The organism is Olsenella urininfantis (genome assembly GCF_900155635.1).
Classification (GTDB): domain Bacteria; phylum Actinomycetota; class Coriobacteriia; order Coriobacteriales; family Atopobiaceae; genus Olsenella_G; species Olsenella_G urininfantis.
In genome coordinates this window covers 649987-676717 of sequence record NZ_LT732540.1, presented here as the reverse complement: position 1 = coordinate 676717, position 26731 = coordinate 649987, and the positions used below count along the sequence as shown (strand labels likewise).

14 protein-coding genes are annotated in these 26731 nt (G+C 64.0%); 4 read left to right on the top strand and 10 right to left on the bottom strand.

The window, feature by feature from the left end:
* Nucleotides 1–76: 76 nt before the first annotated feature.
* From leuS to CZ375_RS02970, 3 genes are all read right to left on the bottom strand, one after another.
* Nucleotides 77–2650, bottom strand: coding sequence for a leucine--tRNA ligase (leuS, locus tag CZ375_RS02980; RefSeq protein ID WP_077597821.1), 2574 nt, complete (start codon nt 2648–2650; stop codon nt 77–79).
* Between the two features lie 151 nt (nt 2651–2801).
* The gene (locus CZ375_RS02975) at nt 2802–3638 is read right to left on the bottom strand and encodes a hypothetical protein (RefSeq protein WP_077597820.1); all 837 of its coding nucleotides are present in this window, start codon (nt 3636–3638) and stop codon (nt 2802–2804) included.
* Between the two features lie 116 nt (nt 3639–3754).
* Entirely contained in the window at nt 3755–4699 is a 945-nt protein-coding gene (locus CZ375_RS02970; protein WP_200799681.1) for a LysR family transcriptional regulator, read from the bottom strand.
* Between the two features lie 143 nt (nt 4700–4842).
* On the opposite strand from CZ375_RS02970, the gene CZ375_RS02965 reads away from it, so the two are divergent.
* The gene (locus CZ375_RS02965; protein WP_077597819.1) at nt 4843–6216 is read left to right on the top strand and encodes a Na+/H+ antiporter NhaC family protein; all 1374 of its coding nucleotides are present in this window, start codon (nt 4843–4845) and stop codon (nt 6214–6216) included.
* A gap of 273 nt (nt 6217–6489) precedes the next feature.
* On the opposite strand, the gene CZ375_RS02960 is transcribed toward CZ375_RS02965, so the two are convergent.
* The 6 genes from CZ375_RS02960 to ileS all read right to left on the bottom strand — a co-directional run bounded on the left by CZ375_RS02960 (nt 6490) and on the right by ileS (nt 19630).
* Complete coding sequence (locus tag CZ375_RS02960; RefSeq protein ID WP_077597818.1) at nt 6490–11052, bottom strand: hypothetical protein; 4563 nt, start codon at nt 11050–11052, stop codon at nt 6490–6492.
* A gap of 104 nt (nt 11053–11156) precedes the next feature.
* The gene (locus CZ375_RS02955; protein WP_077597817.1) at nt 11157–12674 is read right to left on the bottom strand and encodes an IMP dehydrogenase; all 1518 of its coding nucleotides are present in this window, start codon (nt 12672–12674) and stop codon (nt 11157–11159) included.
* Between the two features lie 1216 nt (nt 12675–13890).
* Nucleotides 13891–15186, bottom strand: a complete 1296-nt coding sequence (locus tag CZ375_RS02950) for a glycosyltransferase family 2 protein (RefSeq protein ID WP_077597816.1) — start codon at nt 15184–15186, stop codon at nt 13891–13893.
* Between the two features lie 29 nt (nt 15187–15215).
* Entirely contained in the window at nt 15216–16241 is a 1026-nt protein-coding gene (locus CZ375_RS02945; RefSeq protein WP_077597815.1) for an RluA family pseudouridine synthase, read from the bottom strand.
* Between the two features lie 59 nt (nt 16242–16300).
* Nucleotides 16301–16801, bottom strand: coding sequence for a signal peptidase II (lspA, locus tag CZ375_RS02940; protein ID WP_234966826.1), 501 nt, complete (start codon nt 16799–16801; stop codon nt 16301–16303).
* A gap of 9 nt (nt 16802–16810) precedes the next feature.
* Nucleotides 16811–19630 carry an isoleucine--tRNA ligase gene (gene ileS / locus CZ375_RS02935; protein ID WP_077597814.1) on the bottom strand — a complete coding sequence of 940 codons (2820 nt, stop codon included), beginning with the start codon at nt 19628–19630 and terminating at the stop codon, nt 16811–16813.
* 812 nt (nt 19631–20442) lie between these two features.
* Between ileS and CZ375_RS02930 the strand changes: the two genes are divergently transcribed.
* From CZ375_RS02930 to ftsH, 3 genes are all read left to right on the top strand, one after another.
* Complete coding sequence (locus CZ375_RS02930; protein WP_077597813.1) at nt 20443–21552, top strand: type IV toxin-antitoxin system AbiEi family antitoxin domain-containing protein; 1110 nt, start codon at nt 20443–20445, stop codon at nt 21550–21552.
* A gap of 281 nt (nt 21553–21833) precedes the next feature.
* Complete coding sequence (locus CZ375_RS02925) at nt 21834–23741, top strand: fructose-1,6-bisphosphatase (RefSeq protein WP_077597812.1); 1908 nt, start codon at nt 21834–21836, stop codon at nt 23739–23741.
* 143 nt (nt 23742–23884) lie between these two features.
* Complete coding sequence (ftsH, locus tag CZ375_RS02920) at nt 23885–25777, top strand: ATP-dependent zinc metalloprotease FtsH (protein ID WP_077597811.1); 1893 nt, start codon at nt 23885–23887, stop codon at nt 25775–25777.
* 92 nt (nt 25778–25869) lie between these two features.
* Here ftsH and CZ375_RS02915 read toward each other — a convergent pair whose 3' ends face one another.
* A complete protein-coding gene (locus CZ375_RS02915) occupies nt 25870–26694 on the bottom strand; it encodes a TrmH family RNA methyltransferase (RefSeq protein WP_200799680.1) in 825 nt (274 codons plus the stop codon).
* Between the last annotated feature and the right edge of the window lie 37 nt (nt 26695–26731).

The following is a 26731-nucleotide window of genomic DNA, read 5'->3' as shown; positions in this document are numbered from 1 at the left end:
GCCCATCCGAAGGCGAGATGACCCGCCAAAAAGGGCCGTCCCCGAAGGGACGGCCCATGGGCGCGATGTGGGTGCCCTAGACGGCGACGATGTTCACGAGCTTGCCCGGCACGACGATGACCTTCTTGACGTCCTTGCCTGCGAGCTGATCGGCGATGGCGGAGCGGCCCCGCGCCTCGATCTCTTCCGCACCGGCGTCCGCCGGCACGTTGATGCGGGCGCGAATCTTGCCCTTGAGCTGCACCACGATCTCGACGGTGTCGCTCTTTGCCTGGCTGGGGTCGAACTCGGGCCAGGGCTCGTTGTAGACGGAGCCCGTCTGGCCCAGCGCCTCGTGGAAGAGCTCCTCCGCCCAGTGGGGGCAGATGGGCGCGAGCATGGTCACGATGTCATGGGCGGCACGGTGGCACACGGCGGCGCTGCGGCCGTCCTCGTCCGTCTCGTTGAGGTACTTGCTCGCGGCATTGACCAGCTCCATGCAGGCCGAGATGGCCGTGTTGAACTGACCGCGGTCGAAGTCCGCGGTGCAGCGCAGGCCCATCTCGTGAACGCTGCGGTTGAGCTCCTTGGAGGCGTCATCCAGACCGGCAAGGTCGAGAGGGGCCGAGGCGTCAGCGGCGCAGGCAAGGCCCCAGACCACGCGCCAGGCGCGCCTGATGAAGCGGTTCGCGCCCTGGACGGCCTCCTCGTCCCAGTCGAAGTCCTTCTCGGGAGGGGCGACGAAGAGGATGGCGAGGCGCATGGTGTCCGCGCCGTAGGGTTCTATGACGCTGGAGGGGGGCACCACGTTTCCCTTGGACTTGCTCATGGTCTCGCCGTTGGCATCCTTTACCATGCCCTGGCAGAGCAGGTTGGTGAAAGGCTCCCCCTCGTCTATCATGCCCAGGTCGCGCAGGACCTTGGTCCAGAAGCGCGAGTAGAGCAGGTGCAGGATGGCGTGCTCGATGCCGCCGATGTAGTTGTCCACGGGCATCCAGCGGTCCACGCTTTCCTTCGAGAAGGGAATCCCCTCGTTGTGGGGGTCGCAGTAGCGCAGGTAGTACCAGCTCGAGCAGGTGAAGGTGTCCATGGTGTCGGTGATGCGCCTGGCGGGACGACCGCACCTGGGGCAGGTGGTCTCGTAGAATGGCGCGTACTCGGCCAGAGTCTGACCGGCTCCCAGGTCAAGGTCGTCCGGCAGTGTGACGGGCAGGTCCTCCTCGGGAACGGGCACGTCCCCGCAGCAGTCGCAATGGATCATGGGAATGGGGTTCCCCCAGTAGCGCTGACGGCTGATGAGCCAGTCACGCAGGCGGAACTGGACCGTCTCGCGCCCGAGTCCCCTCTCCTTGAGCCAGGAGACGATGGCCTCCACCGCCTCGGAGTGCTTGCCGCCAGGGAGGCCCGTGAACTCGCCCGACTGCACCAGGTAGCCCTCCGCGTCCATGGCGCCGTCCCAGTCAACCGAAAGGACGCGCAGCTCGCGCTCGTCCTTGAGCTCCTCGTAGAGAGGGTCTTCCTTCTTGCAGATGATGGGCGCGATCTCAAGCCCATACTTCCTGGCGAAGTCGAAGTCTCGCTGGTCGCCACAGGGGACGCCCATGACGGCGCCGGTGCCATAGTCCATGAGGACGTAATCCGCCACCCAGATGGGAGCCGGACGCCCGTTGATGGGGTTGATGGCGAAGCGGCCGGTGAAGACGCCATGCTTCTCGCGGGCAGAGCCCTGGCGATCAACGCTGGAGACCTTCTCGGTCGCGCTCTTGAGCTCGAGGTAGGCAGCCTCGTGCTCGCTTCCCGCAACCAGCTCCGCAGCCAGGGACGACTCGGGGGGCAGCACGAGGAAGGAGACGCCGAAGAGGGTGTCCGCGCGCGTGGTGAAGCAGGTCAGCGTGCGACCCGTCGGCGTTGTCCCGTCCTTGTCCGCCAGCTGGAAGTCGATCTCCGCTCCCTCGGAGCGGCCGATCCAGTTGCGCTGCTGGGCCTTGACGTTCTCGGGCCATCCCTCGAGCCTGTCGAGGTCGTCCAGGAGCTCCTGAGCGTAGTCCGTGATCTTGAGGTACCACTGCGAGAGCTCTCGCTTCTCGGGCACCGTGCCGCATCTCCAGCAGCGGCCGTCCACCACCTGCTCGTTGGCAAGGACGGTCTGGCAATGGGGGCACCAGTTCACCGGCGAGGTGGCGCGGTAGGCGAGGCCCTTCTCCCACATCTTGATGAACATCCACTGGCCCCAGCGGTAGTACTCGGGGTCGCAGGTGTTGAACGTGCGGTCGTAGTCATACGAGAAGCCCATGCGCTTCATGGTCTTGATTGCCTGGGCTATGTTCTGGTGGGTCCACCTGGAGGCCTGCGTGTTGTGCTTGATGGCGGCGTTCTCCGCAGGAAGGCCGAAGGCGTCGAAGCCCATGGGGTGCAGCACGTCGAAGCCGCGCATGCGGGCCTGGCGGGCCATGGCGTCACCGATGGTGTAGTTGCGCGCATGCCCCATGTGCAGGTCTCCGGAGGGGTATGGGAACATCTCCAGCACGTACTTCTTGGGCCTCGAGGGGTCCTCGTCCGTCTTGTAGAGCCCGTCCTCCTCCCAGCTCCGCTGCCACCTGGCCTCTATGGCCTGGGCGTCATAGCTGGGGATGCCGGCATCGTTGCGCTCGGTCTCGCTGTTGTCTGACATCTGCGTCCTTCCTCAATACAAGCTTGCGCAAGTGTTGATTATATGCCCCGACTGGGCACAGACGCACCCACGAGATGCCCCGCAACACAAGAGGCCCGCGCCTGGGAGGAGTCTGCTCCAGGCGCGGGCAAGCTTGCGCTCTCTTGCGGCCCTACGAGCCGTACGAGTAGCTGAAGTCGTACGTGCTTACGGTGTCGTACTCGCTGTCCACCAGCTCGAGCTTGCCCTCCACCTGCTTCAGCGCGTCCAGGGTTGACCCACCCAGCTCCTTGGAGTCGAAGTACATGAAGGCCTGCGCGTAGGTTCCCGGCTTGACGGTCTCGGCCAGCCCCCAAGGGTCGATCATTTTCCCGTTCACGGAGAAGCTCGAGTATGAGGGGTGGAGCGTCAGCTCCTTGTCGCTCTTGTTGGTGACCACGATGTCAAACCCAGGGTCTCCCCACTCGTCAACGACCACGGAGGTGGCCTTGATGCTCACGTAATCGTCGTCTGCGATGGTGTAGTCGATGCTCTCCCTTGCCTCCTTTGAGGACTCTTCCTTCGAGGAGCCCGAGGAGCTCGTGCCGGAGCTTGACGCCTGCCCCCTCTCGAACACCATCTTGGAATCCCCGTCCGAGCCTACCAGCTTCCCGTCCTCGAACTTGAACTCGGATGCGGCCGTGTCCTCGAACTTGATCTTGATCTTGTCCGCGCCAGAAACCTCCCAGCTGAGCTTTTCGGGCTCCCCAAAGAACGACATGCTCCCGCTGCCGTCTTCCTCCAGCACCATCTCGATGCTCAGGCCGAACGCATTGAGGTCATCTGCCGTGAGCTCGCCCAGCTCTGGGTCTGATAGGGAGGAGGCAACCCAGCTGCCGACGACCACCTCCTTCTTGAGACTGCCTCCAGAGCCACCACATGCCGTGAGGAGAACGCAGCACGCCAAAGCAAGCGCCGACAACACGGCCAGAGCGCTCCCCTTCCCACGCCTCAAGACCTTTGCCAACATGTCGTCTCCTTCCCCTTGGCCGACACTCCGTCCGCTCGAGGGCACAGCCGAAGGTGAGCCCCCGTTGGCTAGGATTTTGGGCCCGGACGACCACGCGCGCCAGAGTAATTCGACTCTTATCGCCTCCGTTCGTCCCGCTCGCGCACCTGGCGCCCCAAAAGCTCCGAGAAGCCCTCCACCACGCTCCACACGTGCTCCGACGCCCTCCAGGCGACGCTGATGGAGATGCGTGCCTCCCCTCCCAGGTCGAAGGCCTCGAGGCCGGCCTGGGGGTACTCCCGCATGGCAAGGTCCGCCAAATCCGACGGGACGAAGCAGGCACCGGCGGAGCGCGACGCAAGCCCCACCAGGGTCTCCGAGTTGGTGGAGCTCACGCGCACCCAGGGACGCACGCCATCGCGCGCAAGGAGCCTGCGCGACAGGTCTCCGGGCTCGTCGCCCTTGCCAAGCATCAGGAAGGGGCACCCCGAGAGCCGAGACAGGCTGCCCGTATGCCTGAGGTCGAGCGCAATCTTGCCGGCATCTTTCCCATAGAGGGACCCGAGCAGGTCGCGACTGACGAGCAGCACCACCCTCTCGTCGCAGAGGTGCCTCACCACCAGCCCGGGGGAATCCGGCGGGATGGTTGCCACGGCCAGGTCTATGGAGCCCTCCCGCAGCAGCTCGATGAGACTGCTGTTCTCGGCCTCGCGCAGATGGACGTCTATGCCTGGGTGCTCCCGCTGGAAGTCCGAGAGCGCCTGGGGCATGAGCATGTGCCCTCGCGTGGAGGCGATGCCCACGCCAAGAAGCCCCCTCTCGTCTCCCGAGATGTCCTGGAACTCTTGCCTCATGGCACGCTCGCGCGCCTGGAACTCGCGGGCATACTCGAGGAACTCCCTGCCCGCATAGGTGAGCGTCAGGGGCACCCTGCGGTTGACGAGACGCACCCCCAGCTCGCGCTCGGTTGCCGCCACGTGGGCCGAGAGCGTCTGCTGCGTTATGGAGAGCCTCTCGGCCGCCCTCGTGAAGCTCTGCTCCTCCGCGACGGCCACGAAATAGGACATGGTGCTGAAGTTCACATTCGCCTCCCGCGCGACGCTTGTGTCACAAATTTTTACTGTTTTCCATATCGAATATAACAGTTGGACGCACATCGCAGCGGGCCTTAAGCTAGCTGCGCGCCAAAGTACCGAACGACTGCAGAGGAAGAGAAGATCAGCAGATGGTCGAGTCAGCCGTACTCATCGCCTTCGCCCTGTCGCTCGTTGCGGGGATGCTCTTGGGCCTGCCTCTGGAGCTTTCGCTCTTTGCGGGCCTTGTGCTCTTCGTCCTGTACGGGGCCTGGCGAGGAAACGGCCTCGGGGAGCTGGCGCGCATGGCCCTGCGAGGCCCCAGGACCATTGGCTCGGTGATCGTCCTCTTCGTGGTCATAGGAGCCCTCACCGCCTCCTGGAGGGCCGCCGGCACCATTCCCGCCATCACCTGCTGGAGCAGCTCGCTGGTGAGCGCGGCAACGCTGGTTCCCGTGAGCTTTGCCCTCTGCTGCGCCATGTCGCTGCTCACGGGAAGCTCGTTCGCCACCGCGGCAACCGTCGGCGTCATATGCATGACCGTCGCCGAGGCCATGGGGGCAAACACCGCCTTGGTGGGCGGCGCGATAATGAGCGGAAGCTTCTTCGGGGACCGCTGCTCCCCTCTTTCCAGCGCGGCGGTGCTGGTTGCCACGCTCACCGGCACTCAGGTGTTCGACAACGTCAGGCGCATGGTGCGCACCGCCATGCCTCCAACGCTGGCGAGCCTTGCCGCCTACGCCCTGCTGGGCCTGCTCTTCCAGAGGGCGGGAGAGGCGCCCTCGTTCTTTGGTGCCTTCTCCGCGAGCTTCGACCTCTCATGGTACGTCTACCTGCCCATGGCGGTCATACTCGTCCTCTCGCTCATGAAGCGCCCCGTGGTGCAGACCATGCTCGCCAGCCTCGCCTGCTCCCTGGTGCTCTGCGTCGTGGCGCAGGGCACTGCCCTGACGGAGATTCCCGGCCTGCTCCTGTTTGGCTATCGGAGCGGCGACCCCGCCCTGGCACGCATGGTGAACGGGGGCGGCATCCTCAGCATGGGAGAGATTGCCCTCATCATCACCATAGCCTCCACCTACTCCGGGATATTCGAAGAGACGGGCCTGCTCACGGGCCTCAGGGACTATGTCAACCGGCTCGCGAGCGGCTGCACCCCCTTTCTGAGCGTGCTGCTCACCAGCATCGCCACCTGCGCCATCTCCTGCGACCAGGTTGTGGCAATCATGCTCACGGCCCAGCTCTGCTCCGAGACCGAGGGCGACGGCAGCGCCCTTGCCCTCGACCTCGAGAACAGCGCGGCCATCATTCCCGCGGTGGTTCCCTGGTCAACCTCCTGCATCGGGCTCATGGCCTTCGTGGGCATGCCCATGGAAAGCCTGGCCTACACCTTCCTGCCCTGCCTCATCCCGCTCTGGACCCTGGCGCTCTCGGTGTGGGAGCGCAGGCATCCCGAATTCGTGGACGGTAGGCCCGCGCGGATGCTGGGCCTGGACGAGAGAGACGACGCCAGGCGCTTCGCCGCGTAGGGCACGCGCTAAGGCCGCTCTCATATGCAGATGCCCCGGTATCCTGCCACCTTGCGACAGGATACCGGGGCGCGAAACTACCGGAACATCATCGTTCGGCATCCGTACCCTGTCACTTGATGACAGGGTACACGGCGATGGCCTGCTCCCGCACCCCTGGACTTCGGGTTGGAAGCATCGGATGACGCAAGGGAAAGGGCGGGGGCTCGACCAGAGTTGGTCGAGCCCCCGCCCTTCTAGACATGTGCTCTTACAGCGCCGCCTGACGAATGCCTATCTGCTGTTCCTGTGACGCAGGAAGACAGCAATCCCCACGAGGGCGACGGCGATGCCCGCTATTCCGGCAGGGACCAGCGCGGAGACGGTGTCGTCGCTCGTCTGGGGGAGCTTGGACTTCACCCTCCTGATGACCGTGGTGACGATGGTCGTGCCGCCGTCGGTGCCCGGCTTCTCGGTGGGCTCGATGGTGAGCTGGATGGTGGCGTCATCCGTTGCCACGGCGTCTCTGCCCTCAGCCCACTGCGTGCCCGTCCAGGCGAACGAGAAGGCCTTGCTCTTGCCGCTTGGGACGCGCGCATAGGACATGAAGCTGCCCTGGACGTCACCGACGATGGTGAGCTGCTTCCCCGCCTCGGCCTCGGCAGAAACCTTCAGGCCGGGGATGGTCAGCCTCATCCAGCTGGGATCCGTCTCGCCCGCGTCGCCGGTGGCGTCGACCACCTTCTCGAGCTTGTCGTAGGTGTCGATGGAGGCGGGGTCGACGAGCTCGAAGGTCACCGTGACGGTCCTGCCCTCGACCTTGACGCCACTCACCTTGAAGCCGTTGCCGAAGGCCTCGGCCCTCACCTTGGTGGCATCGAGGTCGGTCGGGAGCTCAATGCCCTCGGGGACCGTGAAGCTGGCGGTGAAGGAGAAGTCACGGATGTCCAGGCTGATGTCCTCGTGCCTGACGCTAGGATAGAGGGCCTCGATGGCCTCCATCTGCCTCTTGACCGAGGCGACGTTCACAGCGCCCGTAAGGTCGAAGCTGCTGCCCTTCTCCTGCTTGATGACGCTATCGTGCTCCGTGTTGGTACCCACGAGCATGTCGCCCTGGAGCTCTGCGTCCATGGTGCCAACGGTCTTTATGGTCAGCTGGACGGAGGGGTCTCCGTCGCGGAGGATGGCATCTCGGCCCGCATCGGTCTGCACGCCCTTCCAGGCGAAGGAGAACACGCGCTTGGTGCCACCCTCAAAGGAGGCGTTCGAGTCGAAGCCGCCCTCAATGGTGCCAACGACCGTCAGCTGCTTTCCGGGCTGACCGTCATCGTCAACCTTGACGTCCGGAACGGTCAGGCGCATCTGGTCCGACACGGAAGAGACGGCATCCTTGAGTTGCTTGTAGTTTTCGATGCCATCCTTGAGGCCCATCTTCACCGTGAGCTTCTTGCCATCGACCGTGACGTCGCCTACGGCAAAGGTGTCCTCGAAGCCTTCGAGCTTCACGTTGTCCTTGGTGGGGATGGTACCGAAGCTCATTCCCTCAGGAAGCGTGAATGTGGCCGTAAAGCTGGAGCTCAGCTCGCTGAGGCTGATCTTCTCGAAGTCCTCATCCGTTGTCTTGCCAAACTGCTGCTCGATGAGAGACATCTGCCGCTTGATGCCAGACACATCCACGACCCCGGTGAAGTTCAGGCTGTCGCCCAGGAAGGCTTCGCGAACCGCAACGTGCTCGGTATCGCCGTCCGCCTCAAGGTCAGCGGGAAGGGTAAGCTCGAGGGGCCTTACGGCTACGATGGTCTGCTGGATGGCCTTGCCCTCGGGGTCCTCTGCGGCATCCAGCTGGTCGGCCGTCCAGTTGAACTTGAAGCGCTTGATTGAGGCATCGTCCTTGGCGATGGCGAAGAAGTTACCGCTGACCTCGCCGGTGGCGGTGAGCTTCTGGTCGTTCTGGACGCTGTCGTCCAGCTTCAGGCCAGACACCGTTGCGGTGATGAAGCTTGAGAGGTCAAGCGGGCTCACGGAGCGGTCCGCAGGCTGACCAGTGGATGCAACGGCATCCTTGAGCTGCTTGTAGTTGGTGATCCCGTCTGCCAGCCTGAAGGCGATGGTGACCTTCTGGCCCTCCACCTTGGTGGACTCCACCGAGAAGAGCTTGCCCAGGCCCTTGACGTCTACCACGGGATTCGAGGGGACAACAACACCAGCAGGCAGCGTGATGGTAGCCGTGAAGCTTGACTTCAGGTCAGAGAGGGCGATCTGCTCGAGCTCCTCGTCGGTGGACTTGTTGAACTGGGCCTCTATGGCCTTCATCTGCTCCCTGATCTTGGCGGTGTCCACGGCGCCTGTCAGGCTGAACTCCCGACCCACGCGCTTGTACATCAGCTGGTTAGTGACATCGAGAGACTCGCCCCACATGTCAGCATCAAGGACTGCGTCGGCCGAGATGGTCTTGATGGCCGGGTCGTCCTTCCACTTGAGGTAGTAGGTGGTGTCGGCGTTAATTGCGGGATCCTCGCCGGAGACAGGAAAAATCCCAAAACGCTTATAGTCTGAGAACCGCAGCTTGCCCGTGCCGTCGGGGCTGGAATACCAGTTGTATGCATCCGACAGCAAGGAGGCAAGCTTGCTTGCAGAGGCGTTCTTTGGGTCGATGCCGTTGTGGTCCACAGAACCAAGCAGCTCCCGCAGCTTCTTGCCGTAGGTGGCCCTCTGCTTCAGGACGGCAACCTCGCCGCCGCTCTTGTCCTTCTCTATGGCAAACACCTCGGGGTTCTTCTTGAAGACGCTGTCATCTCCAAAGCTGCCGCCGTTCGCGGAGAAGGCAACTCGATACTCGTTGTTGGTGTACTGGGCGTAGAGGTCAAGCTGGGTCACACCGGCGGCAAACGTGAGCACATCCCCCGCCTCCGGCTTGTTACCGCTACCGTCAGGCGCAGTGGACCAGTTGGCGAAGGTCTTTCCCGCAACGCTGAAGTCAGACTTCTCGGCAACTATCGAATCAAAAGAACGAACCTGCGCGGTATCAGACGAGGCGCTGATGGAGTCGATGAACTCTGCACCCGCGCCGTTGTGATAGATGACCGTCTTGGAGTCCCACTTGGCATAGACCTCGGTGTCTGCGTCAAACTGCGTGTCCGCGAAGCTGAACTCGTGCTCCTGACCCGAGGCATCCTTGTAGAACCAACCCAGGAAGGCGACGCCCTTGGAGTCGGAGGGGGTGCCAGGGTCAGCCGTGCCCGTCACAAAACCAAGCCTGTATCCGCGGACGGTGCTCTGGGTCTTGCTCTCGACGCTGCCATCGGCAAAGCTGGCGTTGGAGTTGTTGAGCTTGAAGGTCACCTTGGCCGCAGGAACCCACACGTGCTTGAGCCCATCCTTGGAGGCATTGGCCACCTGATACTCGTAGCGAACGCCGTTCTTGTTGATGGGGTTGACCACCATGGTGCTCGAATCGGCAAGGGTGAGCAGGCTCAGCCACTCGTCCCCATTCTCCGCGCCGTTGGTGGGAGTCGTGACGTCGTGGTTAAAGCTGGGGTCATACGCAACGAGGAACGAGCCACCCGTCACGACATAGGTGCTACCGGTGTTGCGGTTTGCGCCACCATCGTCCGCAGTCTTGTCCTTCGCGTCCGTGTTGACGACGCTGCTGCCCTTGAAGGTCAGGTGGCAGGGGCCATCAGACTGCCCCGTGCCATAGGACGGGGTCCAGCTCATGTTGGTGGTCTCAAGGGTCGAATTGTTGAACACGGCTTCCGCAGGTTTGTAGTTAATGTTCAGTCCACCAACCGTACTGTTCTTGATGACGACCTTGGAGTCATCGACCGTCAGATGTGCGGAGAGCGTGATTCGGGACCCGTCACCCGTCAGTGTGGAACCATTCTTCAGATCGGAATCGGCGAGTATTGCCATTACCTGCTTGTAAGCGGGGGATCCCGTTGCCTTGTATGCGTAGAAATCGGCGTGGTCCAAGTGGACGCCTGCCCCTGGGTTGAAGTAGTACCAGACGCCACGCGTGGTGAGCGACGCATCCGTGAGGTAAAGGGCTGCGTACTGCTCGCTGCCCTCGTTCTTTGCCTGGACGTCGATGGTGCAGCCGCTGAAGCGGGAGGCACTCGCATAGGCGAAGGCCCCGCCACTGCTGTTCAGGGCGGAGACCTTCAATGCCTCGCGGGAGCTGCCGCTGATGCGCCCGCTCCCCTGTACGGCAAATCCAATCGCGTTGCCGTCCAGCACGTAGCTTCCGTCTCGCACGACCGCCCCGTCGCCAACGGTGAGCGCGGTGCCAAAGCCGCTCATGGTGAGCGTTGCGCCGGCCTTGCACTGGAGCGCCGAGCCAGACTGGAGCGTGATGCCTGCGGCACCAGCGCCGGTCATGGTGACGTCATCCGCAACGAGCAGCGTCACGCCCGCAGGAATGGCCGCCTTGGAGGAAGCCGCGTCGAACGTCCCCTTGATGTTGATGGTCACAATCTTGTCGTTGGCCTTCTGGAGCTCGAGCGCCCTGGCGATGGTCTTCAGCGCCTCGCCCTCGCTGGCGCCGCTCTTCTCGTCGGAGCCAGCCGTGCCGTCAACCCAGAGCTCGGTGATCTCTGTGGGGTCTGCCGCAGGAGCCTTCAGCTCGGGCGCCAGCACAGGTGCCGAGGGCGCCTCCGCGGGGGCAGGGGCAGAGGCCGCTCCGGTCTCGTCAGCGCCAGGCGCAGGGGCAGCGCCCTCAGAGGTGGCAGTTGGCTCAGAGCCGGCCCCTCGGGCCACGGCGGGAGACAAGGGGACAGACTGAAGCGCAAGGGCGAGGGCGAGGGCGAAGGAGAGGGCCCTTCTCCCCGGGCTCAGCCACCTGGGATGACCTTTGAGCATATCGGCTCCTTTCATACGTACAGAGATTAGGCGATGGTAATGATATTTATACTCCACCAAAACATCCCATTCAACGAGGCATCCCAGGGAATCGCGTGGGCGCTCTATGAGCGGAAGTTCACGTCCGAGCTGGAGTCCTTGAGCATGACGTCATGGGCGCCGCCCTCGACCAGGGAGGTGGCGGACACCAGGGTGATCTTGGCCTTCTCCTGGAGCTCCTTGATGTCCAGCGCGCCGCAGTTGCACATGGTGGAGCGCACCTTGGTGAGCGAGTTGTCCACATTGTCCTTGAGAGGTCCGGCATAGGGAACGTAGGAGTCCACGCCCTCCACGAAGGAGAGGCCCTTCTTCTCGCCACCCAGGTCATAGCGGGCCCAGTTGCGGGCACGTGCGGAGCCCTCGCCCCAGTACTCCTTCACGTAGGAGCCGTTGACGTTGAGCCTGCGGGTGGGAGACTCGTCGAAGCGGGCGAAGTAGCGGCCCAGCATCAGGAAGTCTGCGCCCATGGCAAGGGCAAGGGTCATGTGGTAGTCGTACACGATGCCGCCGTCGGAGCAGACGGGCACGTAGACGCCGGTCTGCTCGAAGTACTCGTCACGTGCGCGACAGACGTCGATCAGGGCAGACGCCTGGCCGCGGCCGATGCCCTTCTGCTCACGGGTGATGCAGATGGAGCCGCCGCCGATGCCCACCTTGACGAAGTCCGCCCCGCAGTCCGCCAGGTAGCGGAAGCCCTCGGCGTCAACCACGTTGCCGGCGCCCACCTTGACGGAGTCGCCGTAGTTCTCGCGGATCCAGTCCAACGTAAGCTTCTGCCACTCCGAGTAGCCCTCGGAGGAGTCGATGCAGAGCACGTCCGCGCCCGCCTCGACGAGCAGGGGCACGCGCGTGGCGTAGTCACGCGTGTTGATGCCGGCACCCACGATGTAGCGCTTGTGCTCGTCGAGAAGCTCGTCGGGGCGGGACTTGTGGGAGTCGTAGTCCTTGCGGAAGACCAGGGAGGAGAGGTTGCCGTCCTTGTCCACGATGGGCAGGGTGTTGACCTTGTTGTCCCAGATGATGTCGTTGCATACCTTGAGGGAGGTGGTGACGTCCGCGGTGACGCACTCCGCGGCGGGAGTCATGAACTCGCTCACCTTCTTGGTGCGGTCATCGCGCGAGATGCGATAGTCGCGGCTGGTCACGATGCCGCAGAACCTGCCGTTGGGGCTGCCGTCCTCGGTGACGGGCATGGTGGTGTGGCCCGTGCGCTCGCGCAGCTCCAGCACGTCATCGAGGGTCATGTCGGGGGTGAGGGTGGAGTCGGACACCACGAACCCGGCCTTGTAGGTCTTGACCTCCCTGACCATGCGGGCCTCGTCCTCTGCGGACTGGGAGCCGTAGATGAAGGAGACGCCGCCCTGCTGGGCCAGGGCTATGGCCAGGCGAGGGCCGGAGACGGCCTGCATGATGGCGGACGCCATGGGGATGTTCAGCTTGATGGAAGACTCCTCGCCGCGCCTGAACTTGACGAGGGGCGTCTCGAGGGAGACGTTTGCGGGGATGTTCTTGTGTGACGAGTACCCTGGAACCAGAAGATACTCAGAGAAGGTGTGGGACTCTCCCTCAAAGAACGTTGCCATGCAGCTCTCTCCCGTCTCTAGGTATGCCACTGGCCGCCCCGTGGCGGCCAGTGTGTCGATAACGTTGCGTCAATTGTAGCATCTACAAGGGACTTCATAGACTCCTCTCGCAGGAGCTTTCATACCCCTAGCGCAATAAATAGCACAAGAGTACTCATATTTTATGAGCCTTTTCCCAACAGGCACCGCCATTTGGAACTGTGAGGGATAGGCGGCACACGCCAGGATATGCCAGAAGACGATGTACCCGATGATTTTTGCTAACCCGTAAGTAGCATTTCAATGGCGGTGCCACATGAAGAAGCTTCGTTTCTTGATGGGCGTACTTCTCCTGATCTCCCTCCGCGTTGCGTCTCTCGTATGCTCAAAGGGCATCTTGGAAGTACTTCTCGCGCGCTCGATTGACTCATGATTGTCAGAGCAACCCAGGGTCTACACCGCACAGCTTACCGACAGCCAGAGAGACACATTTGCCTCTGCGCTTCAGGATCTCTCCGGCAAGGAAGGCTTTGTAGCGATAAGCCGAAGCAAGGAACTCCTGCAATCGAGGGCTATCCTCTACACCTTCAGCACGCTGGGCACTCCAGGCACAAGTGACATCGTTTATCTTCTGTGCGTTGCCGCAATCTTCGGCGGTTGCCTATACATCGATCAACCCATTGATATCTATGCCGAGCTGGGCCGCACGCGCACGGCATGGAGCGAATATGAGAACTGGTCGGTAGTGAGGGACTTCACTTTTGGGGGGCGCGCTTCAAAGGCGACCCGATGCGCCTGTCCCAAGAGATGTATGCCTGGTATGCCAAGCACGAGCATGGGGAAGGAGTCTACCTTTCAAATGCCAGCCACGTCGAAACGACAACCATACGCGCCTACATGGCCACAGAATCAAACTTGGCGCCTGAGCCGTTCTGGTACCTTGCCGCATCTCCGTCCTACCTCAGGCTAGCTGGAGTAAACATTCCTGAAGAAGCCATCGAGAGGGCCGAGCGGGGCACGCGCGTATATCTTCTGTCACAATCCTTGGGTTCATCTGAGGCAAAGACACTGCGAGAGTTCCTCATGGCCTCTCAGAGGCCAACCGACTCCGACATCGTCACGGCGTTCACGGAGAATCCCAAATACGAGTTTGTCGCCTACGACGCAGACAGTGAACATGGCATCCATGTGCGATCGCACCCTGCGCATGGTATCAGGGGCTCTCGCGTAGATTGGCCTAGCTGTTGGGACCCTCGCCGATGACCTCATCAAAGTTGACGGCGATGTCGTGCTTGGTAGGCACCCACTCGACCTTCTTGAACAGCGCCGCAACCGTGATGGGAATGTAGGTCATCATGAAGAGCGGGAAGGTGAAGAGGTTGGTGAAGATGCGCCACTTCTTCTTGGCATGTATGTGCTTGCGCTCGCTGATGGTGGTGATGACGGCCAGCAGGAAGAACACCACGTACATGGACGCGAAGGTCATGATAAGGGACCCCACGCACATGGCAAGCTCGCCCTCCGTGGCAATGAAGCCGTGGCTCAGGTATCCGATGATCAGATACGCGGCGTTCACGAAGGCGGAGACCAGCGTCAAGATCATGCCCGGGGCAACCGTCATGAGCATGTCGTAGGAAGAGAAGCGACCCTTGCCGATCCCTGTGAGAAGGTTTCTGCAGTAGGAGAAGAACACCTGGTAGAAACCCTTGGTCCAACGCATGCGCTGGATCCAGGACGCCTTGAAGGTAAGGGGCTGCTCGTCGAAGAACTCCGCCGGGGCGTATCCGATCTGTATGCCATGCGCACAGCAGAAGGTTGAGAACTGGATGTCCTCGGTGAGGGTGTGGAAGCGCCAGCCGTGCATTCCGCGGATGATGCTCGCGGCCACAAGCCAGCCCGAGCCAGAGATGGCGCAGCTGGTGCCCAACATCATGCGGGCGTTGTTGAGGAACTTGGCCTCGCGCAGGAACCACAGGGCGTAGGCCGAGCTGATCCAGCTGGAGTCGAAGTTCTTGGAGTTGCGATAGCTCGTGCAGACGAGGTAACCGGCGTCGAAGGCCTGGTTCATGACCTCCACGTAGTCTGGGGCGATGATGTTATCCGCATCCATCACGAAGAAGCCCTCGAACTTGTCGCCGTAGTCGTTGAGGATGCGGTCGAAGGCGTAGTCAAGCACCCAGCTCTTGCCCTTGCGCGCAAGGTCGTTGCGCTCCCAGGTGATGGCGCCCGCCTTCATGGCCTCGGCGGCGGTTGCGTCGGTGCAGGCGTCCGCCACCACGAAGCACTCCACCACGCCATCGTACTTCTGGCTCAGGATCGAGCGCACCAGGTTGCCGATGACGGGCTCTTCGTTGTGAGCGGCAATGACGAAGGCAAAGGAGTGGTTCCTCTTTGCCTTGGGCAGGACCACCGTGCCCCGCAGGGCCACGCGCACGATGTACACCAGCTGGTAGAAGTAGGCCAACGTGAAGAACAGCCAGATGACGCCGTTGAAGATAACGATGGGCGTGATGCCCAGCCTGGAAAGATCCAAAGCTCAACCCCCCACTTTGCACGGAGGCATCAGGAGGGGTCATCCATACCAAGCTGGGGGCAGATGCGCTCCCCCACCTCGCTACGACCCATCGAGCTGCCTTTCAACTCCTCCAGTATACCGAGAAGATCGTCCGGCAGCCTGTCGGCGCGCACTATATGCTCACCCGTCCGCGGATGGTCGAAGGCAATGCGCCAGGAGTGCAGGAACTGCCTTTTGAGGCCGAGGTTTCGCTGGTCGTCCCCACGGCCGTAGAGCTGGTCGCCCACCAGGTGGTGTCCCACATGGCGCATGTGCACGCGAATCTGGTGGGTGCGACCGGTGTAGAGGTGGCACTCGAGGAGGCTGTAGCCCTCGTCCCTGCGGCCCGCCTCGAAGCGCTCCAGGGTGGTGAAGGTGGTTATTGCCTCACGAGCGAGAGGGTCGTCTGAGACCGCCATGCGCAGGCGGTCCCTTGACGAGCGCGCGATGCCCGTGGTGATGGTTCCTGAGCCTGGTGCCACATAGCCCTGCACCAGGGTGATGTAGCGGCGGTCAAGCACCCGCAGGCGGATGAGGTCCTGAAGGTCCTTCTGGGTCTGGTCGTCCTTGGCCGCAACCATGAGCCCCGAGGTGTCCATGTCAAGGCGGTGCACTATCCCGGGGCGGTCCTCCCCCTGGAGCAGGCCCAGGTGGGCGTACCCGCAATGGGCGACCAAGGCGTTTGCCAGCGTGTCGTCCACGTGTCCCGGGCTGGGATGGCAGACCAGGCCCGCCTGCTTGGAGAGGACCAGGAGGTGCTCGTCCTCGAAGCGTATGTCCAGGGGGATGTGCGGGTTGGCCGGCAGCTGGCCGGGCGCGGGCTTTGGCTCGGGCACGCTGGCCGCCACACGGTCCCCCAGCACGACGCGCTCGGACTTGCTCTTGGCCGGCGTGCCGTTTATGGTCACGCGCCCACCCTCGATGAGCTGGGCGCAGGCGGAGCGAGAGGGCAGGCCCTCCTGCTGGGCCAGGAAGCTGTCCAGGCGCAGCCCGTCCGTGTCTGGCCCAACCAGAAAGTTACGCAGCAGCGCCATGGCCCCTCCCCTCGCGCCAGCAGGCGAGGGTGGCGCCCGCAGGCGCCACCCCTTCGAGACTAATGTGTCGGCTTGCCCTCTCGGTGGCCGTCCCACGACCACCAGAGGACGATGCTCACCGCGATGCCCAGTGTCACGAAGATGTCCGCGACGTTGAACACGGGGAAGCTGATGAAGCTCGTGGCGAGGAAATCCGTGACGGACCCCTGCCAGAGTCGGTCGATCATGTTGCCCATGCCGCCCCCCGCCACGCAGGCGGCGGACGCCACCAGGGCCATGGGAAGGTCCTCTCGCCAGACCAGGACACAGGCCAGGACCAGCACGAGGAGGGCGATGAGCACGAAGAGGGGCGCCGCGCCCTCCCCCATGCTGAAGGCCGCGCCGATATTCTCCACGTGCGTGAGATCCATGACGTGCGGTATGAGCACGAGGCGCTCGCCCAGGCCCACCACCGTGCGCACGGCCGCCTTGGTCGCCTGATCGAGCAGGACGGAGGTGCACACCACAAGCCAGAAGAGCAGCTCGCGCATGCCGCGCTCGGATGCGGTCCTGTCTCCCACGGCGCCGCCCTAGCCCTCTGAGCCCAGGCCGGTCATGACGTCGTGGCAACGCTCGCAGAGGCCATCTGCGCCCAGCTCGCGCCAGTTCCAGCAGCGCGGGCACTTCTCGCCGTTCGCGGGCAGCACCTCGCAGGAGAGAGCGTCGCCCTCGTGGACGCAGACGTCGGAGCAGACGAAGGCCTCCGCAAGGTTAATCGGGGCCTCCCCCGCCAGCAGCGCGAACGACTCGGCGGGCAGCATGAGCTCCGCCCTGGTCGCCTGCGTGGTCTTCTCGCTCACGACGCCGCTTGCCAGGGCGCTATCGTAGGCCTTGGTGTAGGATGCGCGGGCCTCCACCAGGGCGGCGTAGGCAGGGAGCAGGGCCTCGTACTCCTCGGCCGCCATGGGCGACTCGTACCAGTCCAGCAGGGCCGCGTACCTCTGGCCGTCACGCAGGGACTCGGGCAGGTAGGCCATGACCTCGTCGGTGGTGTAGGCGAGGATGGGCTGGAAGTCGTGCACCAGCATGGAGAGGACCTGGGACCAGACGGTGAGCGCGCTGCGGCGGGCGAGGCTGTCCTTGCCGTCGCAGTAGGTGCGGTCCTTGGTGGCGTTGAGGTAGTCGTTGGAGAGCTCGGTGATGATGTAGTCGTACAGCGTGCGGTAGACCACGTTGAAGCGGTACTCCGAGTATGCCTTGGCCACCTCGTCGTGCACCTGGCACATGCACGCCAGCGCCAGCCTGTCGTAGGGCAGGAGCTCGTCTGTGGGCAGGCCGTCACGGGCGAGGTCGAACTGGCCCTCCAGCTCTCCCAGGAGGAAGCGGAAGGTGTTGCGGATCTTTCGGTAGGCGTCGCCCACGTGCGAGAGGATCTGGTCGTCGCAGGGCACGTCGGTGGAGGTGTCCACGGAGGCGACCCAGAGGCGCAGGATGTCGGCGCCACGGGCGTCGCACTCCTTGTTGGGGTCGATGACGTTGCCCAGGGACTTGCTCATCTTGCGACCCTGGCCGTCAAGGGTGAATCCCTGGGAGACGACCGCCTTGTAGGGAGCCACGCCATAGGCGCCCACGGAGGTCATGAGCGAGCTCATGAACCAGCCGCGGTGCTGGTCGGAGCCCTCGAGGTACATGTCTGCTGGGAACTGCAGGCTCTCTCGGTGCTTGCACACGGCGGTGTGGCTCACGCCGGAGTCCCACCAGACGTCCAGGATGTCTGGGTTGGGCCTGAGGTGATGGCCTCCGCAGCTGGGGCAGACGCAGGCCTCACCCAGGTAGCTGGCAGGATCGTCCGTGAACCAGGCGTCCGAGCCCCTCTCGCGGAAGAGCTCTATGACCTTGTCCAGCGTGGCGTCGTTCATGACCGTCTCGTCACAGTCCTGGCAGGTGAAGGCCGGAATGGGCACGCCCCAGTTGCGCTGGCGAGAGATGCACCAGTCCGGGCGACCCTCCACCATGGAGCCGATGCGCTTGACGGCGTGCGCCGGATAGAAGCTCACGCGAGAGAGCTCCTCCTGAGCCTGCTGGCGCAGGCCCGTCTTGTCCATGGAGACGAACCACTGGCTGGTGGCCCGGAAGATGACCGGGTTCTTGCAGCGCCAGCAGTGAGGGTAGCTGTGGCTGATGTCCTCGTGCAGGATGAGGGCACCGCGCCCGTCGAGCCACTCGATGATCTTGGGGTTGGCCTCGTTGACCTCCATGCCGCCCCAGGGGCCACCGGTACCCATGCCCTCGCCCTTGTAGAAGCGTCCGTCATCGTCCACGGGCATGACCACGGGAATGCCGAACCTCATGCCGGCGAGGTAGTCGTCCACGCCGTGGCCGGGGGCGCTGTGCACGATGCCCGTGCCGTCGTCCAGCGTGACGTAGTCCGCGTAGATGAACTCGCCCGTCTCGCCCTGGTCGCCGAAGATGGGCTGCTTGTAACGGTTATGGGCAAGCTCGACGCCATTCATGCGCCAAGGCTCGCCGTCCTGGCCGCGCACGAGCTCCACGCCCTGGTAGCCAAACTTCTCGCAGCACCTCTCCCGCAGGGCCTCCGCCATGATCTCTGCGCGGCCATCCACCAGAACGGCAACGTAGCTGGCCTCGGGATGCAAGATGACCGCGTCGTCGGCGGGCAGGGTCCAGGGGGTGGTGGTCCAGATGTCCACGAAGAGCCTGCCGGCAAATGCCTCGAGGCCCGCGGGCACTGTGGTCATCTCGAAGCGCACGAAGATGGCGGGAGAGACCTCGTCGCCGTACTCGATCTCTGCCTCGGCGAGGGCCGTGTGGCAGTGGCTGCACCAGTGCACGGGCTTGCGGCCGCGATAGATGGCCCCCTTGTCGAAGATGGCCTTGAAGATCTCCACGTCGGTGGCGTCGTAGTCGTTCACGTAGGTGAGGTAGGGGTTGTCCCACTCGGCCAGCACGCCCAGGCGCTTGAAGCCCTGGCGCTGGGTGTCAACCTGCTCGACGGCCATCTTGCGGCAGAGCTCGCGGATCTTCTCGGTGGGAAGCTGGTTGAATTTCTCGGTGCCGAGCATCTCCTCGACCTTGTGCTCAATGGGCTGGCCGTGACAGTCCCAGCCGGGCACGTAGGGAGTCTGGTACCCGCGCATGGACCAATAGCGGTTGATGATGTCCTTCGAGATCTTGTTCTGGGCGTGCCCCAGGTGGATGGGCCCGTTGGCGTAGGGGGGGCCGTCGTGGAGGACGAACTTCTCGTGACCCTCGTTCTTCTTCATCATGAGGCCGTAGACGTCGTTGGCCTCCCACTCCGCAAGCCTCTTGGGCTCGTTCTGCGCGAGGCCTGCCCTCATGGGGAAGCCTGTCTGCGGGAGGTTGGTCGTCTTCTTGTACTCGTTTGCCACCCTTGCGCCTTCCTTTCGTGTCGCCGTGCGCCCGCCATGCGGGGCACCCCTCGGACGCAAAAAAGCGCCCGTCCCTCCTGCTGGGACGAAGCGCTTGCACGACACTTCGCTTGTGACCACCCAGCGAGCGGAAATCCGCCAAACTCGGCTGGCCTGTGACGGCGGCCACTCCGACGACGCCTACTTGCAGGCGCACGCCGGCGCTGCGTTGGGGCCGCGGCTCCGGGGTGATCTTCTCCAGGACACGGCCGCGGGCTCTCAGCTCCCCCGCTCTCTGTTGACCGCGCTGCCCCGGGTACTCGTCCCCTTCACAGCCTTTGTTGGGGCGATGATAGCACGCCAGCGGCAGCCTTTGGGACGCAGGCGGCAGTTTGGGCGGGACGCACACGTTGTGCACGCGCCGATGCGGCCGTGGGCTTCGCCCCGACCGCCAGTCAGCCGCAGATGCCCTCGGGTCGCGGTGTCCCGGAGAGCCTCAGGCTGCCGGGACGCGGCTTATCTTGTCTCTTGCCGCAGAGTTGGGCCGAATTGCCCGCAAAAGTGGGGCGAGAGACAAGATGACCGACTCTGCGGGAGCTGGGCTCAGGATGGCTGGACCCAGGATGGCTGGACCGACAGGGGCGTCGATCAAGAGAGGGTGGGGCCAGCGGTCCCAATGCGGCAGGAGGCCTTCCTGGCAGACTGCTCTTCGGGCCGGCTGCGGGCCTTTGGACGCCCGCGAACGCAAGACGGGTCGGCGCGCTGACTGGCAATCTCCTTCACGGGGTATCTACCGACCCACAGAGCCTGGAGCCAAAAGATGAGGTGGTGCGGTGTCTCGCGAGGCGAACCAGAGGATTAGCACCCTCCTTGAGGAGGACGAGGCAGCGCGCATGCTCACGCACGCCCGCACGAAAGCCGACGCAAGCAAGCTCCAAAGACTCAAATGCGCCGGCAGGCTCATCTCCCCCCACCGCGGCCTTTACGTACGGCCCGAGGCATGGAGCGCGCTGGGCGAGCGAGACAGGGCCCTCCATCTGATGAGGACGCTCTCTCGCAGGCATCCAGGTTGGGTGTTCTGCGATATATCTGCCGGCGCGGCGCACGGCCTGTCCGTTCCACTGAAGTCGCTTTCCCGCCTCCACATCCTCACCCCTGCGCACGCCCCAACGAGAAGCACGGACGAGATCTGCCGGCATGCCTCAAGCGCCCGCGCAAGCGTGATGGTGGACGGCATTCGCATGACCACCCTGGAGGAGACCACGTTCGACTGCCTGAGGCGCATGGGCCTCCGGGACGGCCTGGCGCTTGCGGACTCGGCGTTGCGAAGGCTGGGCCTTGACGACTGGGAGCGCCTGGCAGATCGGGTCGTCGTGCGCCACCGCGAGGAAACGGGCCTGCGAAAGGCGCTGGCCGTGCTGCAGCTTGCGGATGCGCGGGCGGAGAGCGGAGGCGAGTCCATAGCTCGCGCGACCATGCTTGAGCTTGGCTTTCAGGCTCCGCGACTACAGGTGGAGATAGAAGACCCCCTGAACGCAGGCCGAAGCTATCGCGTCGACTTCCTGTGGACCCTTCCCGACGGACGCAGGGTGGTCGGCGAGCTCGATGGGCACGAGAAGTACCAGAATCCCGCAATGATGAGCGGCCGCAGCGTGGTGGAGGTACTCGCCGCAGAGCGCCTGCGCGAGAGCCGCCTGAGCGCCGCGGGGCTCACGGTCATGCGCTTCTCATACGCCGACGTATGCAACCTGCGCTTCTTCGAGCGGCTGCTGGAACAGTACGGCATCCCGAGGCCAGGGCGCCCCTCTCGCCTGCGCAAGCCCTACCGCGAGGGATGGCGCGCGCTGCGCCTTGGCAAACGTACGCTTCGCTGGAAGAGGGATTGGCCAAGCCCGCACCCAGGGAGCCGTGCTACCAGCAGTCGCGCCAGGGCCGCGGGCTAATCTTGCCTCTCGCCGCACTTTTTTAGCAATTAGGCTCATATTCTGCGGCAAGAGACAAGATAAGGCCAGCGGAGAGTCCGGCGGGAGCTTTGACGGAGGCCCGCAGGCACTTTCGGCGGAGGCCCCAACTGAGGCCTGGCCAAGAGAAGAGGCGTCCGGAAAGGCGCAATCGTCTGCGGGCTACTACCGCGTGCGGAAATCCACAGCTTGCGCATTGAGCCGAAGCGTGCCGTCTGCGACAAGTAGAGGGGACACGCACCTCAAATGCCAAGGAGGACCACATGTCGCAGCATCTGCGGCCCAACGATGCCGAGCAGCTCAAGTACCTGCGCCTGCTCTCGCAGAGCTTTCCCACCACGCAGTCGGCCTTCACCGAGATCATCAACCTCGAGGCGATCCTCAACCTGCCCAAGGGCACCGAGCACTTCATGAGCGACGTCCACGGCGAGTACGAGGCGTTCGTGCACATACTCAACAACTGCTCCGGCGTCATACGCGAGCAGGTTGACCGCATGTTTACCGACGAGCTGGGCCTCTCGCAGCGCGCGGACCTCTGCACCCTCATCTACTACCCGCGCGAGAAGCTCAAGCGCCTGAGGCGGCAGCAGGTAACCACCCCCGCCTGGTACGACACCACCCTCATGCAGCTGGTGCGCCTGGCGCGCTGGCTCTCGGGCAGCTACACCCGATCAAAGGTCCGCCGCGCCATGCCCGTGGCCTACGCCTACATCATCGACGAGCTCCTGCACGCCTCCGCGCAGGGCGAGACGAGCCGCCACGAGTACCATGTGCGCATCATCTCCTCCATCATCGACACGGGCAGCGCGGATGACTTCATCTGCTCCCTTGCCTCGCTGATCAAGCGCCTGGCGGTTGACCACCTGCACATCGTGGGAGACTTCTTCGACCGCGGCTCGCATGCGGACCGCATCATCGAGCACCTCATGGGCTATCCCTCCCTGGACGTCCAGTGGGGCAACCACGACATCTGCTGGATGGGGGCTGCGGCTGGGTCTGAGGCGTGCGTGGCGACCGTGGTGAGGTCAAGCGTACGCTACAACTCCCTTGACGTGCTCGAGAGCGCCTATGGCATCAGCCTGCGCGAGCTGGCGCTCTTCGCCGAGAAGACCTATGTGGGCTATGATGTCATCAGCCCCATGGAGAAGGCCATCGACGTCATCCTCTTCAAGCTCGAGGGCCAGGTCATCATGCGCAACCCGGACTTCCAGATGGAGTCGCGACTGCTGCTTGACAAGACGGACGTGGACGACGTCAGCGTGCGCATAGGAGAGACCGACCACCGCCTGCGCACCCAGGACTTCCCCACCCTGAACACCGCGCGCCCCTTCGAGCTCTCGGACGAGGAGCGCCAGGTTATGGACGGGCTCACGAGCGCCTTCCGCGAGTCCGACCGGCTCAGGCGCCACGTGGGCTTCCTCTTCGAGAAGGGCTCGATCTACCTGGTGCGCAACGGGAACCTGCTCTTCCATGGCTGCATCCCGCTTGAGGAGGACGGCAGCTTCAGCCCCGTGCTCTGCGAGGGCGTTGCCTACAGGGGCCGTGCGTACCTGGACTTCTGCGACCGCATCGCCCGGCGCGCCTGGCACCAGGCGGACCAGGTGAGCCTGGACTGGATGTGGTACCTCTGGTGCGGCAGGCACTCCCCCCTCTCGGGGCGCGTGGTGAAGACCTTCGAGCGCGCCTTCGTGAAGGACCGCAAGACCTGGGTGGAGCCAGAGGACCCCTACTACCGCCTCACGCACGACCCCGCGGTCTGCGACCGCGTGCTGGCGGAGTTTGGCCTTTCGGGAAGCCACTCCCACATCATCAACGGCCACACCCCCGTAAAGGCCAAGAGCGGCGAGAGCCCCATGCGGGCAGGCGGGAAGCTGCTCATCATCGACGGGGGATTCTGCTCCGCCTACCACAGGAAGACCGGCATCGCAGGCTACACGCTCATCTCTGGCGCGACGGGCATGCGCATCAAGGCTCACCGCCCCTTCCAGAGCGTGGAGGCCGCCCTGGACGAGAACGCAGACATAGAGAGCGAGGTCACGGTCATCGAGCACGAGCCTCGGCTGCTGCGCATAGACGACACCGACACCGGGGCCGACATACGCGAGCAGATCCTGGAGCTGAGGGCGCTGCTGGAGGCATACCGCAGCGGCGTGCTGCCCGAGAGGGGCTAGCCTGCTTTTTGAGGAGGTATCCGGGAGACGCCGCGCGTTTCCTCTCGCCAGAGATCGAAGGGCACCCGCATGGGTATCAGGGGCATACGGAGCCAGGCAACCCATCGGCGCACGGCAATCGTGGCGCCAGGAGATGACGAGAGATGGAAATGGACAACAAGAAGAAGAGGCAGTCGATGATCTTGTACCTGATCATCGCCGCTGCCGCAGTCATTGCGCTGAGGACCTTCCTGTTCCCCAGCATCATGAACGGGCAGATCCAGGAGACCAGCTACAGCGAGTTTTTGGGCATGGTCGACAAGAAGGAGGTCAAGCAGGTCAAGCTTGACACCAGCACGGGCGACATCACCTTCACCACCGGCTCGGGCATGGACAGCAAGGAGTTCCACACGACGCTCTGGCCAAACGACGACAGCCTGGTGAAGCGCCTGCAGGACTCAGGCGCCACCTTCTCGGCGCAGATTCCCAGCCAAAGCGCGAACATGCTGCTCTACCTGCTCATCAACCTGCTGCCGCTCATCATGATCTTTGGCGGCGCGTGGCTGCTCAACCGCCGTCTCAAGAAGGCCATGGGAGAGGATGGGCCCTCCATGAACTTTGGCGGGGGCTTTGGCCTGGGAGCCGGTGGCCTTGGCCGCTCGGGCGCCAAGGAGGTCAAGGGCGAGGAGACCGGCATCACCTTCTCTGACGTGGCCGGCCAGGACGAGGCCAAGGAGTCTCTCGAGGAGATCGTGAGCTTCCTCGAGCACCCCGAGAAGTACGCCGCCATCGGTGCGAGGTGCCCTCGCGGCGCCCTGCTCGTCGGCCCTCCGGGCACGGGCAAGACCCTTTTGGCCAAGGCCGTCGCCGGCGAGGCGAAGGTCCCGTTCTTCTCGATCAGCGGGTCTGAGTTCGTGGAGATGTTCGTGGGCCGCGGCGCCGCCAAGGTGCGAGACCTCTTCAAGCAGGCCAAGGAGAAGGCCCCCTGCATCATCTTCATCGACGAGATCGACACCGTGGGCAAGAAGCGCGATGCGGGGCTCAACACCAACGACGAGCGGGAGCAGACCCTCAACCAGCTGCTGGCCGAGATGGACGGCTTCGACAACCACAAGGGCATCGTGGTGCTCGCCGCGACCAACCGCCCCGACTCCCTCGACGCGGCGCTGCTGCGCCCTGGCCGCTTCGACCGTCGCATCCCCGTGGAGCTGCCTGACCTCACCGGCCGCGAGGCCATCCTCAAGCTGCACGCGGGCGACGTGAAGATGGAGGGCGGGGTGGACTTCGCCGCCGTGGCGCGCCAGACCCCGGGGGCGTCGGGGGCGGACCTCGCCAACATGATCAACGAGGCCGCGCTGCGTGCCGTGCGCATGGGTCGCACCCGCGTGACGCAGACCGACATAGAGGAGTCGGTGGACACCGTCATCGCCGGCGAGAAGAAGAAGTCCACGGTCCTCTCGGAGCACGAGAAGGAGGTAGTGGCCTACCACGAGACGGGACACGCCATCGTGGCGGCGGTACAGGACGGCAAGGCGCCCGTCTCCAAGATCACCATCGTGCCGCGCACCTCGGGCGCCCTGGGATTCACCATGCAGGCCGAGGAGGACGAGCGCTACCTCACCACCCGCGAGGAGTACAAGCAGCGCATCGCCGTTCTCTGCGGCGGGCGTGCGGCGGAGGAGCTGATCTTCGGCCACATGACCTCTGGCGCCGCCAACGACATAGAGAAGGCGACCAAGATCGCCCGAGCCATGGTCACCCAGCTGGGCATGTCCGAGAGGTTCGGCATGATGGCCCTGGGCGAGAGTCGCAACCGCTACCTGGGAGGCGGCTCAGAGCTCACCTGCTCCGAGGGCACGGCGCGCGACGTTGACGAGGAGGTCAAGACTCTTGTCGAGGAGGGGCACTCCACCGCTCTCAAGACCTTGCGGGAGAACCGCTTCAAGTTGCACGAGATCGCCCACTACCTCCAGAAGAAGGAGACCATCACCGGCGAGGAGTTCATGAACATCCTCAACCGCGACGACGGCTTCGCCCCCAGGTATCCGCAGGAGTAGCGTCAGGCAATGGGGCGGCTCCCTCCCCCATCGGTCGATGCCTTCCTGCGGGAACACGTGCAGGCGGCGCGCGGGCGGAGGATGCGGGGCCGCTAGCGGCCCTTGCGGCAGAGCTCCCAGAAGGCCACGGCGCTCGAGGCGGCGACGTTCAGGGAGTCTACTCCCGCAGACATGGGGATGACGGCGCTGCAATCGCAGGACGAGAGCGTCTCGCTCGAGAGGCCCCAGCCCTCGCTCCCAAAGAAGAGCGCGAGGCGCTCGACAGAGGCAAGGCTCGGGTCGTCAAGGGGGAGGGCCCTCTCGTCCAGTGCCAGGGCAACGCTCTTGAAGCCACGGGAGCGGAGCTGGTCGAAAAGCGACTCCGGCCAGGGTCCCGACGCCACGGCCCAGGGGATCTGGAAGACCGTTCCCATGGAGACGCGGACAGACCGCCTGTTGAGGGGGTCTGCGCAGTCCGGGGCCAGGACGATCGCGTCCACCCCCAGGGCCGCAGCAGAGCGGAAGAGCGCGCCCACGTTAGAGATGTCCGTCAGCCCCTCCAGCACGGCAACGCGCCTGGCGCGCTGGAGCAGGGAGGAGAGGTCCTTCGATGCGGGCCGCCTGGCCGCGGCAAGGTAGCCCCGGGTAACGTGAAAGCCCGTCATGTCCGAGAGGAGCCCCCTCTCGGCGACATAGAGGGGGACATCCAGGTCATGCAGCTCGGGGATGGTCTCGAGCAGGGTTTGGAGGTGCCTCTCGTCCACAAGGACAGACCTCAGGTCGAGGCCGGCACGAACCGCAGAGCCAATCACCAGGAGGCTCTCGAGGATCACCAACGCTTCCTGAGGGTCGTCGGCACGTCGCAGCTGACGGTCGCTGAGGCGGACGTAGGGGCTGACCCTCTCGTCTGACAACTCGGCGATACGTGTGATTGGCATCAAGTGAGCAACCATTCGTCGAAAGGTACTTGCAAGG